At 49.9% G+C, this 13,708-nt stretch carries 12 protein-coding genes and 2 other annotated features; of the genes, 10 read left to right on the top strand and 2 right to left on the bottom strand.

What is annotated here, in order from left to right:
- Positions 1 to 9: 9 nt before the first annotated feature.
- The 10 genes from R7V76_RS08020 to trpA all read left to right on the top strand — a co-directional run bounded on the left by R7V76_RS08020 (position 10) and on the right by trpA (position 10,230).
- Positions 10 to 1,023: a thiamine pyrophosphate-dependent dehydrogenase E1 component subunit alpha gene (locus R7V76_RS08020; RefSeq protein ID WP_318091956.1), complete on the top strand. Its 1,014-nt coding sequence runs from the start codon at positions 10 to 12 to the stop codon at positions 1,021 to 1,023.
- Positions 1,020 to 2,003, top strand: a complete 984-nt coding sequence (locus tag R7V76_RS08015) for an alpha-ketoacid dehydrogenase subunit beta (protein WP_318091955.1) — start codon at positions 1,020 to 1,022, stop codon at positions 2,001 to 2,003. Before R7V76_RS08020 ends, R7V76_RS08015 begins: the two co-directional genes overlap by 4 nt.
- A gap of 13 nt (positions 2,004 to 2,016) precedes the next feature.
- On the top strand, positions 2,017 to 3,300 hold the full coding sequence (locus tag R7V76_RS08010; protein WP_318091954.1) for a dihydrolipoamide acetyltransferase family protein: 1,284 nt from the start codon (positions 2,017 to 2,019) through the stop codon (positions 3,298 to 3,300).
- Between the two features lie 61 nt (positions 3,301 to 3,361).
- Positions 3,362 to 3,594 (top strand) — a binding site (T-box leader).
- A gap of 47 nt (positions 3,595 to 3,641) precedes the next feature.
- Positions 3,642 to 3,885, top strand: a binding site (T-box leader).
- Positions 3,886 to 3,934: 49 nt separating this feature from the next.
- Positions 3,935 to 5,329, top strand: coding sequence for an anthranilate synthase component I (trpE, locus tag R7V76_RS08005; protein WP_318091953.1), 1,395 nt, complete (start codon positions 3,935 to 3,937; stop codon positions 5,327 to 5,329).
- On the top strand, positions 5,326 to 5,892 hold the full coding sequence (locus tag R7V76_RS08000) for an anthranilate synthase component II (protein WP_318091952.1): 567 nt from the start codon (positions 5,326 to 5,328) through the stop codon (positions 5,890 to 5,892). The genes trpE and R7V76_RS08000 overlap by 4 nt, the downstream gene beginning before the upstream one ends.
- Positions 5,893 to 5,897: 5 nt before the next feature.
- On the top strand, positions 5,898 to 6,917 hold the full coding sequence (gene trpD / locus R7V76_RS07995; RefSeq protein ID WP_290830215.1) for an anthranilate phosphoribosyltransferase: 1,020 nt from the start codon (positions 5,898 to 5,900) through the stop codon (positions 6,915 to 6,917).
- Entirely contained in the window at positions 6,914 to 7,690 is a 777-nt protein-coding gene (trpC, locus tag R7V76_RS07990) for an indole-3-glycerol phosphate synthase TrpC (protein WP_318091951.1), read from the top strand. The genes trpD and trpC overlap by 4 nt, the downstream gene beginning before the upstream one ends.
- The gene (locus R7V76_RS07985) at positions 7,677 to 8,252 is read left to right on the top strand and encodes a phosphoribosylanthranilate isomerase (protein WP_318091949.1); all 576 of its coding nucleotides are present in this window, start codon (positions 7,677 to 7,679) and stop codon (positions 8,250 to 8,252) included. The genes trpC and R7V76_RS07985 overlap by 14 nt, the downstream gene beginning before the upstream one ends.
- Positions 8,252 to 9,451: a tryptophan synthase subunit beta gene (gene trpB, locus R7V76_RS07980; RefSeq protein WP_318091948.1), complete on the top strand. Its 1,200-nt coding sequence runs from the start codon at positions 8,252 to 8,254 to the stop codon at positions 9,449 to 9,451. Before R7V76_RS07985 ends, trpB begins: the two co-directional genes overlap by 1 nt.
- The gene (trpA, locus tag R7V76_RS07975) at positions 9,451 to 10,230 is read left to right on the top strand and encodes a tryptophan synthase subunit alpha (RefSeq protein WP_318091947.1); all 780 of its coding nucleotides are present in this window, start codon (positions 9,451 to 9,453) and stop codon (positions 10,228 to 10,230) included. Before trpB ends, trpA begins: the two co-directional genes overlap by 1 nt.
- Before the next feature lie 477 nt (positions 10,231 to 10,707).
- Here the strand turns inward: trpA and R7V76_RS07970 are convergent, their stop codons facing one another.
- Both R7V76_RS07970 and R7V76_RS07965 read right to left on the bottom strand, forming a co-directional pair.
- The gene (locus R7V76_RS07970) at positions 10,708 to 12,696 is read right to left on the bottom strand and encodes a penicillin-binding transpeptidase domain-containing protein (RefSeq protein ID WP_318091946.1); all 1,989 of its coding nucleotides are present in this window, start codon (positions 12,694 to 12,696) and stop codon (positions 10,708 to 10,710) included.
- A 137-nt stretch (positions 12,697 to 12,833) separates the two neighbouring features.
- The gene (locus R7V76_RS07965; protein ID WP_318091945.1) at positions 12,834 to 13,550 is read right to left on the bottom strand and encodes a peptidoglycan DD-metalloendopeptidase family protein; all 717 of its coding nucleotides are present in this window, start codon (positions 13,548 to 13,550) and stop codon (positions 12,834 to 12,836) included.
- Positions 13,551 to 13,708: the final 158 nt, after the last annotated feature.

The raw sequence follows: 13,708 nt of genomic DNA, 5'->3' as shown, positions 1-13,708 counted from the left end.
GAAAAACAGATGGAAAAAATAGAATTCAAAGAACTCGTCGAACTGGGTTTGACGGAGCAGGATGCGGTTCAAATGTTCGAAACGATGGTCCGCGCACGGAAAATCGACGAACGGATGTGGAAATTAAACCGGGCGGGGAAAATCCCATTCCTCGTTTCCTGTCAGGGGCAGGAAGCAGCACAAGTCGGTGCTGCCTTCGCGCTTGAAAAAGGAACAGACTATATCTTGCCGTACTACCGTGATCTTGGAGTTGTCCTGCATTTTGGACAGACGTCACGTGATATCATGTTGTCCGCTTTCGCAAAAGCGGAAGATCCGAACTCAGGTGGACGTCAAATGCCGGGTCATTACGGTTCACGTGCCCTGAACATCGTGACAGGATCAAGTCCGGTCACGACGCAAGTACCGCATGCGGTCGGGATTGCCCTTGCTGCGAAGATGCGTCGGGAACCCCTTGTCGCCTATGTTTCGTTTGGTGAAGGGTCGTCGAACCAAGGAGACTTCCATGAAGGAGCAAACTTTGCCGGTATCCACAAATTACCGGTCATTCTGTTCTGTGAAAACAATAAATATGCGATTTCAACACCACTCTCGAAACAATTATCGGCGGAACACGTTGCCGACCGGGCGATCGGATACGGGATGCCGGGTGTGACGATTGATGGCATCGATCCGCTTGCTGTCTACAAAGCGGTCAAAGAGGCACGTGAACGCGGTCTGCGCGGTGACGGTCCGACACTGATTGAAGTTGAAGTCGAACGTCTCGTACCGCATTCGTCCGATGATGATGATAAATCCTACCGTTCGGCAGAAGAATTGGCTGAACTGAAAACACGCGATGGTGTCAAACTGTTCCGCGAAAAACTGATTCAAATGGGTGTCCTGACAGAAGAAACGGCACAGGAAATCGAAACGAAACTCGAACAAGAAGTCGATGAAGCGACGGCGTATGCGGAAGCGGCAGCTTACGATGCACCGGAAAATGCACTCCGTTACGTGTACGATGAGGGGGAAACGAAATGACGACATTAAGTTTAATCGAAGCCATTAACAGTGCGATCAAAGAAGAGATGGAACGCGATGAATCCGTCTTCGTCCTCGGAGAAGACGTCGGCGTCCGCGGCGGTGTTTTCCGCGCGACACAAGGATTGCTGGAGCAGTTCGGGGAAGAACGTGTCATCGACGCGCCACTCGCTGAAAGTGCGATTGCCGGAGTCGGAATCGGCGCAGCGATGTACGGAATGCGTCCGATTGCTGAAATGCAGTTTGCGGATTTCATCATGCCGGCCGTCAACCAAATCGTCAGTGAAGCCGCAAAAATCCGTTACCGTTCGAACAATGACTGGTCATGCCCAATCGTCATCCGCGCACCATTCGGCGGCGGGATTCACGGTGCCCTTTATCATTCCCAATCCGTCGAAGCGATGTTCAATTCGACGCCGGGCTTAAAAATTGTCATTCCGTCTAATCCATATGATGCGAAAGGTTTGCTGAAAGCAGCAATCCGTTCAAACGATCCTGTCCTGTTCTTTGAACATAAACGCGGCTATCGTCTGCTCAAAGGTGAAGTGCCGGAAGGAGACTATACTGTTGAAATCGGTAAAGCCGATGTCAAACGGGAAGGTGAAGATTTAACGGTCATCACGTACGGTCTTTGTGTTCAGTTTGCCCTTGAAGCAGCGGCGCGTCTTGAGAAAGACGGCATCGATGTTCATATTCTTGATTTACGGACGGTTTATCCGATTGACCGGGAAGCGGTCGTCGCGGCAGCCCGGAAAACCGGAAAAGTCTTGCTCGTTACAGAAGACAACAAAGAAGGCAGTGTCATGAGTGAAGTATCCGCCATCATCGCGGAAGAAGCGTTGTTTGATCTCGATGCACCAATCGAACGTCTTTGCGGTCCGGATGTACCGGCGATGCCATACGCTCCAACGATGGAGAAATTCTTTAACATCTCGAGTGAAAAGATCGAGGACAAAATCCGGACGCTGCACGCGTACTAAGGGGGAAACGTCAATGAAAACCGAAACATTAACGATGCCGCAGCTTGGTGAAAGTGTAACGGAAGGGACGATTTCCCTTTGGCTCGTCAAACCAGGTGATACGGTCAAAAAGTATGATCCGATTGCGGAAGTCATTACGGATAAAGTCACGGCAGAAGTACCGTCGTCATTTGACGGCGTCATCGACAAACTGCTTGCTGAAGAAGGGGATACGCTGCAAGTCGGGGAAGCAATCGTAACCTTGCAAGTCAGCGGCGGATCGACAGAAGTCGCAGCAACGGAAGAAGCTGTTCCGGCGATTGAAGAAACGCCGGTTTCGAGTGATCAGTCGATGAAGAAACGTTATTCACCAGCCGTTTTGAAATTGTCGGCTGAACACGGCATCGATTTGGAACACGTTTCGGGGACGGGTGCCGGCGGCCGGATTACCCGGAAAGACCTGTTAAAAATCGTCGAAACCGGACAAATCAAGCAACCGGATACAGTCGAAGCACCGACGATCGAGTCGGTTCCGGCAACAAAACCGGTTGATCAACGTGAATCCGCACAATCGTCACGTCCGCAAGCAGTTAAATCAACAGCAAGCACGACGGAAGACGGAGACATCGAAATTCCGACAGCGGGTGTCCGCCAGGCAATCGCAACGAACATGGTCCGTTCTAAGCACGAAGCACCGCATGCCTGGTTAATGATTGAAGTCGACGTGACAAACTTGGTTGAAGCCCGGAACCGCCATAAAGATGCGTTCTTTAAACAAGAAGGCGTGAAGTTGACGTTCCTGCCGTTCTTCATGAAAGCAACCGTTGAAGGCTTGAAGAAACATCCGATCATGAACTCGACGTGGGCGGGTGACAAGATCATTCAGAAAAAAGCGATCAACCTGTCACTGGCAGTCGCGACACAGGAAGCACTATTCGTACCGGTCGTCAAAAATGCCGACGAGCTCAGCATTAAAGGACTTGCCCGGTCGATTGATGATTTCGGTAAACGCGCGCAAGCCGGACGCTTGTCATCAAGCGAAATGCAGGGCGGAACGTTTACGGTCAACAATACCGGATCATTCGGATCGATTCAGTCAGCACCGATTCTGAACTTCCCGCAAGCGGCAATCCTATCCGTCGAATCGATCGTTAAACGTCCGGTCTGGATCAACGGGATGTTCGCAGCACGCGATATGGTCAACCTCTGTATGTCGATTGACCACCGGGTGCTCGATGGACTCGTGGCCGGTCAATTCCTGCAGACAGTCAAACAGTCACTCGAATCAATTGACCCGAATCAACTGTCTTTATATTGATTCAGACAAATCTGTTGACAGAAAACGGTTTCCAACGTAATATAAAAAACAATTAAACAATACAGACGCAATGACGAAGAGAAGTAACCTATGAAACGATTCAAGAGAGCTGATGGGTGGTGCGAATCAGTATCGGGAAACAGGTGAATGGACTTCTGAGCATCAGACCGAACTTACAGTAGGCTCTGACGGGTACCTTCCGTTATCAGGGACGACGAATCAGGGTGACCGGTTCGTTCGAGGGGACTAGCACTAGTCAACGAAGGTGGTACCGCGGGTTTTCCCGTCCTTCATGTTTATCATGAATGGACGGGAAAACCCTTTTCGTATTTAATTGAATAAATAAATCGATGAATGAGTTAAGTAATCAGACAAATCGTTGTTTCAGAGAGCGGAAGAAGGGTGGGACTTCCGTACAAGGATGTGTGATGAATGGTCTCATGAGAGCAGGACTGAACGGTAAGTAGGTCGTGACGGAAGCCCCCGTTATCTCAGGCTACGATGTCTCGTCAAGACGCATCGGAAAGAGTGGGAACGTTTTTTGTTCCAATTGTGAGGTGGCACCGCGAGTCTATCGTCCTCCATACGGCATTTGCTGTATGGAGGACTTTTTTTATATCAGGAGGCGAACAAGATGATCGAGACAGAACAATTGATAATCGAACAAATCGAAATGAACGGCGATGAGTTAACACCGATTTCGATCTTTTTACATCTGGAAGGAGACCGGAAATGTCTTCTTGAAAGCTCGGCGAGCGGCGGGAACGGTCGCTACTCGATCATCGGCGTCAATCCGGTTGAACTACTTCGGGCGGAAGGCAGTCAAGTGACACGACATCACCTGCAGACGGCAAAAACCGTAACGATGACAGGAAATCCGGTCCAACTTCTGCAACAGTGTGTGACACGGGGAACAACGGATGTTGAGTTTCCGTTTTTAAGCGGCGCAATCGGCTATGTCGGCTATGATACGATCCGGGCGTATGAAAACATCGGACCTGTGCCGGACAGTGACCGGAATTTACCGGACGCACTGCTTGCAGTCTATGACGAAATCATTTTATACGATCATTTGGAACACCGGGTGCATTTGATTCATACGTCACTCGGCGGAGTGACCGACCGACAGGAGATGATACGGAAGCTGCATATCCGTAAAACACAGCTCGAACAAACCGGTCAACAGACGCGAATCGAGCGTCCGCTTGAAAATATCGTCTACCAACCACAGATTGAAAAAGAAACTTTTATCTCGCTCGTCGAGCAGGCAAAACAGCATATACGGCAGGGAGATGTCTTCCAACTGGTGCTGTCGCAACGGTTAGACGCAACATTTGCCGGTGATCCGTTTCATTTTTACCGGAAGTTGCGGCAGGACAATCCGAGCCCATATCTCTTTTATATCGACTTAGGTGAGGCCATCGTCCTCGGCGCATCCCCGGAAAGCCTGGTTCAAGTCAAAGGCCGTCATGTCACGACAAATCCGATTGCCGGGACACGCCCCCGCGGCAAAACCAAACAGGAAGATATCCAACTGGCGGATGAGTTACTGAACGACGAAAAAGAGCAGGCCGAACACCGGATGCTCGTTGACTTGGGTCGAAACGATCTCGGTCAAGTCTGTCAGATCGGCAGCATCCATGTTTCGCGGCAAATGGAAATCGAACGCTTTAAAAATGTCATGCATCTCGTTTCCATCGTCGAAGGGACACTGGCGGAAGGAAAGACAGGGGCAGACGCCTTGATTTCTTGTCTGCCGGCAGGTACGGTCTCAGGAGCTCCGAAAATTCGGGCGATGCAACTGATCAATCAATACGAGACGAAAAAGCGCGAAGTGTATGCCGGAGCCGTCGGATATTTTGATGTCAGCGGGAATCTTGATTTTGCACTTGCGATCCGGACGATGGTCATCCAGCACGGAAAAGCGTATGTTCAGGCCGGAGCGGGTATAGTCTACGACTCTGATCCGACCTTGGAGTATGAAGAGACGTTGCACAAAGCAAAGTCACTACTGGAGGTTTGGAAATGATTGTACTGATTGATAACTATGATTCTTTTACCTATAACCTGTATCAATATGCGGCTGTCTACGATGACATCCAGGTCATCCGAAATGATGCGATTGAAGTGACTGCACTGGCTGACTTGCATCCGGACGGGATCATCTTATCACCAGGTCCAGGAAATCCGAATGACGCCGGCATCTGTCTCGACGTGATTAAGACCTACTCGGGAAAAATCCCGATTCTCGGTGTCTGCCTCGGACATCAGGCGATCGGTCAAGCCTTTGGCGGACGTGTCATTGAAGCGGATGAAATCCGACACGGGAAAACCTCAACCATCAAACAAACCGGACGCCTGTTTACCGGTCTTCCGGAACGATTCGACGTCATGCGTTACCACTCGTTGATTGTCGACCGGACGACTTTACCCGAAGTGCTTGAAGTAACGGCAACGACGGATGACGGAACAATCATGGCACTCGAACACCGTGACCATCCGACCTACGGGATTCAGTTTCACCCGGAATCAATCGGAACACCACTTGGACAAGACATGATTCAACGATTTATCGAATTGACGAAGGAGTGACAGGAATGAAGGACGTATTAACAAAACTGGCAAACGCCAATCATCTTCGTTTTGAAGAAATGCAACAAGCGGCCCGTGAACTGTTTGCGGAAGACGTCACGGACAGCGAAATCGCAGCTTTTCTGATTGCCTTAAAAGCAAAAGGGGAAACAGCAGAAGAACTGGCCGGTCTCGCTTCGATCATGCGCGAAGTCGCCGTCGACATTCCGGTATCGGGAACAGATTTCATCGACAACTGCGGCACAGGCGGTGACGGATCCCAGTCGTTTAATATCAGCACGACAGCGGCGTTTGTCTTAGCCGGTGCCGGGGCGAAGGTCGCGAAACACGGAAACCGGAGCGTCTCGAGTAAGACGGGGAGTGCCGATGTCCTGGAATCACTTGGTGTCCCGCTTGATGTTTCGACGGAAGAAATTGCGACGTTACTTGAGACAAACGGGATTGCCTTTCTGTTTGCCCAGCGGATGCATCCCCGTGTCAAACAAATTATGAAGGTTCGCCGTGATTTACGGATTCCGACGATTTTTAATCTGATTGGTCCGCTCACGAATCCGGTACCACTTAAAACACAGTTGCTCGGCATTTACCGGGAAGATTTACTGGAGACGATGGCGTTGACGTTGCACCGGCTCGGACGAAAACGTGCTATCGTCCTGCACGGCGCATGCGGTATGGATGAAGCCTCACTCGCCGGAACCAATCAATTGGTGTTACTTGATCAAGGTGAGTTGATCCGGTTTAGTCTGCATCCGGAAGAAGTCGGATTATCCGTCGCTCCGATCGAAGCAATCCGCGGCGGAACGGCAGCGGAAAATGCAGAAATTCTGTTACGGGTTCTGCGTGGAGAAGCAGGTCCATACCGGGATACGGTGTTACTCAATGCCGGAATCGCCCTGTTTGCCGAAGGACGGGTCGAAACGATCCGGGAAGGAATTGAACGATCGGCGGAAAGCATCGATTCCGGCCGGGCACTTGAAAAATTGCAGTATTTACAACGGATGAAACAACAGGAGGCAATCGGATGAATATTTTAGACCGTATCATTGAAACGAAACGACAGGAAGTCGCCCGCTTGAAGATCGACGGTGTGGCGCAAGCAGAGGCGCGACAACTCAACCAATCGATTCATCAATCACTCGGCGGAACCGATTTATCCGTCATCGCCGAAATCAAACGGGCGTCCCCGTCAAAGGGCGATATCTCATTAAACGTCGATCCGGTGGCACAGGCGAAACGATATGCCGAAAGCGGGGCGACGGTCATTTCCGTTTTGACCGACCAGACCTATTTTAAAGGAAGCATGGAAGATTTGGCGGCTGTCACGAAAGCAGTCGACGTCCCGGTCCTGTGTAAGGATTTTATGATTGACCGGATTCAGATTGATTTGGCGAAAGCGCATGGTGCGAGTTTGATTTTATTGATTGTTGCAGCGCTTGATGACGAGACGTTAGACGATTTATACGCATATGCCTATGCAAGCGGTCTCGAAGTGTTGGTCGAAGTTCACGATGCGCTAGAACTCGAACGGGCAGAACGGTTACAGGCGAAAATCATCGGCATCAACAACCGGAATCTGAAAAAATTCGAAGTGAGTCTCGGCACATCACTCGAATTGCTGAAGACGAAGTCACCCGATGTCCGCTATATCAGTGAGAGCGGCATCAAGACCGTTGCCGAAGCACAGATGCTTCATGCAGCAGGAGCGGACGGGATTCTGATTGGAGAAACACTCATGCGGGCGGAGAACCCGGCAGATTTCATTGAGGCCGTCAACGGAGTCAAACATGACACGTATTAAATTCTGCGGGCTGAAGCGGGCGGAAGACGTCCGGTACGCTGCAAGACTGGCGGATTATATCGGATTCGTCTTTGCCCCGAGCAAACGGCAGGTCACAGTGACGGAAGCAGCACGGCTTCGGACAGAAATTCCAGAGACGGTTCAGGTCGTCGGTGTGTTCGTCTCGCCGACGAAACAGGAAGTTGAAGAAGCGGTGGAACAAGTTGGACTGGATTTCATTCAGGTTCATGGTCCGGTCGCGGACGAGGTCTATCACGAAAAACAGGTGCCGGTCATTCAGGCACTCGCAGCCGGATCACAGGCTATGATTCATCCGGAAGCGGATTATGTCTTGTTTGATGCGCCGGAAGCCGGCAGCGGACAAACCTTTGATTGGACGACCGAGTTACAGATCGATCAACCGATGTTTGTCGCAGGCGGTCTGAATCCGGATAATGTCAAACAAGTAATCAACCGATACGAACCGTTTGCCGTCGATGTCTCGAGCGGAATCGAAACGGATGGTCAAAAAGATCAAACAAAAATGCAGGCATTTCATGATGCCGTAAAGGAGACTTTCTAATGACACGTTATTCACAACCGGACGCTTTAGGTCAGTACGGGATTTACGGAGGACGTTATATCCCGGAAACGTTGATGCAGGCTGTTCTTGAACTTGAACAAGCATATGCCGAAGTGAAGGAAGACCCGGCATTTCGTGAACGGATGAATGATTTGCTGGAAAACTACGTCGGCCGGCAAACTCCGCTTTATTATGCGGAACATTTGACGCGGACAATCGGCGGCGCCAAAATCTACCTGAAACGGGAAGACTTGAATCACACCGGAGCGCACAAAATCAACAATACGATCGGACAAGCCTTGCTCGCTGAGCGGATGGGGAAACGGAAAATCGTCGCCGAGACGGGAGCGGGACAACACGGTGTCGCGACAGCAACCGTTTGTGCATTGCTTGATCTCGAATGTGTCATCTTCATGGGCGAAGAGGATATCCGCCGCCAGGAATTAAACGTCTTCCGAATGGAGTTGCTCGGCGCGAAAGTCGTGTCCGTCACCCAAGGAAGCCGGACGTTAAAAGATGCCGTCAATGAAGCATTGCGTTACTGGGTCAAACATGTCGACGATACGCATTACTTGATGGGCTCCGTTCTCGGCCCCCATCCGTTTCCGGAAATCGTCCGTGACTTCCAGGCGGTGATCGGACAAGAGACCCGGGTACAAATCCTTGAAAAAGAAGGCAAGTTACCGGAAGCGATCGTCGCCTGCGTCGGCGGCGGCAGTAATGCAATCGGAATGTTCCACCCGTTTATCGATGATGAAGAGGTTGCCTTGTACGGCATCGAAGCAGCCGGCAGCGGACTCGAGACGGAGAAACACGCCGCGACGATGTCGAAAGGTGAAGTCGGAGTCTTACACGGTTCGATGATGTATCTCTTGCAGGATGAGCACGGTCAAGTGACGGAAGCGCACTCGATTTCAGCGGGACTCGACTACCCGGGAGTCGGACCGGAACACAGCCTGTTAAAAGACATCGGTCGCGTCCAGTATGAAGCGGTGACGGATCAACAGGCACTGGATGCCTTGCAACTGCTCTGTCAAAAAGAAGGCATCATTCCCGCACTCGAATCGGCCCATGCCGTCGCCCATGCAACGGAACTTGCGAGAGGCATGCAACCGGACGAAGTCGTCGTCATCTGTCTTTCAGGACGCGGTGATAAAGATGTCATGACCGTCAGAAATGCCTTAAAGGGGGAAGCATGATGCGATTAGAACAAGCGATTCGTACAGTCAATGCACGTGGTGAAAAAGCCTTTATCCCGTATGTGATGGGAGGAGACGGAGGCATCGATCGCCTGCCGGACATTTTAGCGTTCCTCGAACAATCGGGTGCGACGGCGATTGAAGTCGGTGTCCCGTTTTCTGATCCGGTCGCCGATGGTCCGGTCATTCAGGAGGCAGGCCTGCGGGCGTTAGCGGATAACATCAGTTTGAAAGATGTCCTGGAAGCAATCCGGATTGCGCGTCAGTCAACAAGCGTGCCGATTGTCGTCATGACGTACTTGAATCCGATTTTCCGCTTCGGAATTGATACTTTTTTGTCGACCTGTCGTGAAGTCGGCGTCGACGGACTGATCATTCCTGATTTACCGCTCGAGCAAAGCGATCAGTTTTTTGCCGGACGCGACAAGCAGGACATCGCACTCGTTCAACTCGTTTCTCTGACAAGTCCGATGGAACGGATTGAAAAACTGGCGACGCACAGTGAAGGATTCCTCTACGCTGTGACCGTCAACGGAACGACCGGCGGACAGACAAACTTCGGGGATTCGCTCGAACAGCATTTGGCAAAAGTGGCACAGCTGAGTCCGGTGCCGGTTATGGCCGGTTTCGGAATCAGTACGCCGGAACATGTCCGTCAACTGAGTACAAGCGTTGCCGGTGTCATCGTCGGCAGCAAGATCGTCGAATTGTTGCAACAGGGAGATGAAGCGGCAATCGAACAGTTGATGGCTGCCCGTCTGCCGGACGTGACCGTGTAAAGGAAAAGATGCAAAAAAAAGGTGCCGGGATTTTAAATCCGGCACCTTTTTTGCAGTAACTTCTGTTTTATCAAAATCAGGCGAGAATACTCCCACTTCTAAACGTCTAGGGCGAAGCCCAAGTGAAAGTGGGAAATGAATCGCCTTTGGACAAGGCGTGTCTTGCGACACGTCAATTGTTCGACAATGCTGGTTTAAAAACAATAAAAAACAGGAAAAAATTAACTGTCGTGTTCTTTGAAAACTGAAGATATGGGGTTGTGACAGGAAGTTCGTCTGTCACGTAAAATCTTCAACGTTCACCTTGCGGATGACCGAAGTAGCGAAAACCAAGCAGAGTAGGCATCCGCGCAAAAGAAACGGACAAGATAGACTTACAACCGTCGGGACGACGGGGTTAGCCTGATAAATTTTCGACCGATAGGTCGGATAACTCAGGAATCCTCCACCTCTTAGCGAAGCGTAGGTGGAGGTAGTTCAATTGTCAGCGTGACTTTTTAAGACGTCCGCGACGAGTCCCGAGACATACGGACTGCCCCGGTCCTCCTGTTCGACCGATTCAATCATGATCGCGACGAGCAGATCTTTTCTGTCATTGTCATAACCGACGAAAAAGCCGTTTTCCTGCCCGTTTTCTTCGCCTGCTTTTTTTAATTCGGCCGTACCGGTCTTTCCTGCGACTTTAATCTCAGGGATTTCGGCCGGTAAGGAATAACCGGCATGGACGACGTCATACAGATCGTCGCGGATCATGGCGGCATCTTTTGCTTCGAGGAGATCTTTTTTCCAGACCTGTTTGGTTTCTTCCTCAGCGAGCAATGTCGGTCGGTAAATCGTTCCGTCCGTCAGGAAGATTTCGTACATCGATGCAAGGTGCAGGATGTTCGTCAGCATTTGTCCTTGACCGTAAGACGTATCCATCAGCTGTCCGTCGGAAGCAATCGAGCCGTCGTTTGAAATTTGTGATGCCCGCATCGGATAGGTGAAGGGAATCTTTTCACCGTATCCGAGTGATTCAAGACCCGAAGTAAACGTTTTGGTCCCAATCTGTTCGAGTGTTGATTTTGCAAAGTAGACATTATCGGAGTAAACGAGCGCATTATGCAGATTGACCGGATCCGGTGTTTCGTGGATTCGAGTGACGTTAAACCCGTCGATCTTCGTTTTTAACCCGTCAATCGTATAGGCTTTTGCCGGATCAAGTGTTTTGCTGTTTAAGCCGACTGCAGCCGTCAACGGTTTTTGGGTCGACCCGGGTGCGAAAGCACTCGTAAACCGGTTTAAGAGCGGTTGGTCAGGATCGTTCGTCAATGTATCGAGCCGTGCTTGTGAAATGCCCGTCGTAAATTCAGACGGATCAAATCCCGGTGAACTTAGCAGGACCCGTGTTTCACCCGTCCGTGGATCGATGACGGCTGCGGTTCCCGGATCGTCTTTCATCGTCGCATAGGTCGTTTGTTGTAACTTGCCGTCAATCGTCAGCTGGATATCTTGTCCATCTTTAGCTTTCGTCTCTGCGACATCAACCGTTGACTGATCCGGTTTGACGATTTCGATTCGGGCACCCGATTTCCCGCGTAATGTTTCGTCGAGTACCTGCTCGAGCCCGCGTTTTCCGACTTGTTCACCGGCCTGAATCGTTTGTTTCGATTGTTTGATGTCATCCGCGGTCGCCGAACCGGTATAGCCGATCAGATGGGAAGTCGCTTTGCCGAACGGATACGCCCGGACTTCCGTTTCCTTGACGCTGACACCATCAATCTGTTTCAGACGATTGACTTGTGTTTTGTCGTTTGCTGTATATGTTTTCAAAGGAACGAACTGTCCGTCTTTGACCCAGCTGGCGGCGAGCGCCTCTTCAATCGCTGAGACAGGACGGTTCAATTGTTTGGCGAGCGTCTTAAGATCTTTGATTTTACCTGCGACCGCACCGACTTCGTAGCCGGTTCCGGTCGTGGCAAGAGGTTGCTTTTTCGTATCAAGCAAATCACCGCGTTTCGCCTCAAGCGTCGTCAATTGAATCCGGTCTTCTTTCTTGAAATCCTTTAGAACAAAGGAAGAATCCCAGTTGATGTACCAGTTTTCCGTATCTTTCTGTTTTTCGAACGTTAACGGAATTTCTTTTTTATAGGAAACGGGTCCGGCCAACGTTTCAAAAGAAATTGAGACCGGTAAACTTGCCTCTTCCTTATCCTCGTTTTTGTCTGTTTTCGTTCGTTTGACGGAAATGTTTTCAATCGCAAGAGACTCTGCTAGTTTTTTCGTTCGATCCACGAATTCCTTTTTACCATAGGTTTTTTTCGTTTCTGTACTGGCATATTCCGCGTACATTTTTTCATAATCCTGTTTTTCCCATAACTTAATATAGGCGTCCAGTCGTTCTTCGGGTGTCGGTTGATCCTGACATCCGGCAAGTATCGTTAGCACGAAGCTGGTTGAAAGCAGAAGCGGGAGTGTCTTCTTCAAGGGAAATCCTCCTTTTATGAGCAGTCTATTTTACAACCGTACCATTCTTTCGGAAGGATTTCATCTTGAACGAACGACAAACGAACGACAAAAAAACTCACACGAAGACAAACATTCGTGTGAGTGGAGTTTACATCTTAATTGAAGTAGTTTAGTGGGTTGACGCTGTTTGCTACAGAAGAAGCACTGTAAACATAGTTGCCGCGATGCATTTCGAAATGAAGATGCGAACCGAATGAGTTGCCGGTGTTACCGATATTGCCGATCCGCGAACCTTTGGCAATCGTTTGTCCAACAGAAACAGCTCGGCTGCTTAAGTGTGCATACACCGTCGTGTATGAAATTCCATTGACGGTATGCTTCATCATGATGTGGTTACCGTAAGCACCGTAATACCGGGAAGTGATGACTGTACCGGCAGCAGAAGCATAAACCGGTGTGCCGGTTGGAGCAGCGATATCAATCCCGTTATGGAACGTGTAACCGTAAGTACCGCTAGCGGCACCATACCCTTGAGCAATTCGTCCGCTGGCTGGTCGTGAAAACCCGCTAGATGCTTTAGTAGATGTCGTGACACTGTATTTTTTTGCATATGTAGAAGAAATGTAGCGAGATGCGCCGCCGTAAGAAATTTTTGTCCAAGATCCGGAAACACCTAAATAATTGAAGGTTTGACCAGAATTGACACTGCCGACAACTTTATACGCAGTCGAGGGACCCGTTCGAACCCGTAATCCGTCCGCTGTTACTTTAACTTTATACGTTGTTGCTGCTTCAACTTTTTCTGTACCCGTTGTAGCGAAACCAGAAACCATCAGTGCTGTCATTGTCATAGTTGTGATCATGCGTTTCATGTAGAAGTTCCTCCTAAAGTGTGAAAGGCGACGGACGATTATGTAAGGGAACAAGACCCTTTCAAAGTTGTAAGATATGAAGTTCATGTACTTAATATGTATAAATATTTTCTTGATAGAATGATTATAGCATCGCGAATAACACAAAAATATTTCAA

It is taken from the genome of Exiguobacterium artemiae (assembly GCF_033342815.1).
Taxonomy (GTDB): domain Bacteria; phylum Bacillota; class Bacilli; order Exiguobacteriales; family Exiguobacteriaceae; genus Exiguobacterium_A; species Exiguobacterium_A artemiae_A.
This window is presented reverse-complemented; position numbering and strand designations above follow the sequence as displayed.

What these genes read in the sequence shown, in the direction of transcription:
- trpA (WP_318091947.1), top strand. Translation starts at nt 9,451, where the DNA reads ATGCGATTAGAACAAGCGATTCGTACAGTCAATGCACGTGGTGAAAAA.
- trpD (WP_290830215.1), top strand. Translation starts at nt 5,898, where the DNA reads ATGAAGGACGTATTAACAAAACTGGCAAACGCCAATCATCTTCGTTTT.
- R7V76_RS08000 (WP_318091952.1), top strand. Translation starts at nt 5,326, where the DNA reads ATGATTGTACTGATTGATAACTATGATTCTTTTACCTATAACCTGTAT.
- trpC (WP_318091951.1), top strand. Translation starts at nt 6,914, where the DNA reads ATGAATATTTTAGACCGTATCATTGAAACGAAACGACAGGAAGTCGCC.
- trpB (WP_318091948.1), top strand. Translation starts at nt 8,252, where the DNA reads ATGACACGTTATTCACAACCGGACGCTTTAGGTCAGTACGGGATTTAC.
- R7V76_RS07965 (WP_318091945.1), bottom strand. Translation starts at nt 13,550, where the DNA reads ATGAAACGCATGATCACAACTATGACAATGACAGCACTGATGGTTTCT.
- R7V76_RS08020 (WP_318091956.1), top strand. Translation starts at nt 10, where the DNA reads ATGGAAAAAATAGAATTCAAAGAACTCGTCGAACTGGGTTTGACGGAG.
- trpE (WP_318091953.1), top strand. Translation starts at nt 3,935, where the DNA reads ATGATCGAGACAGAACAATTGATAATCGAACAAATCGAAATGAACGGC.
- R7V76_RS07985 (WP_318091949.1), top strand. Translation starts at nt 7,677, where the DNA reads ATGACACGTATTAAATTCTGCGGGCTGAAGCGGGCGGAAGACGTCCGG.
- R7V76_RS08015 (WP_318091955.1), top strand. Translation starts at nt 1,020, where the DNA reads ATGACGACATTAAGTTTAATCGAAGCCATTAACAGTGCGATCAAAGAA.
- R7V76_RS08010 (WP_318091954.1), top strand. Translation starts at nt 2,017, where the DNA reads ATGAAAACCGAAACATTAACGATGCCGCAGCTTGGTGAAAGTGTAACG.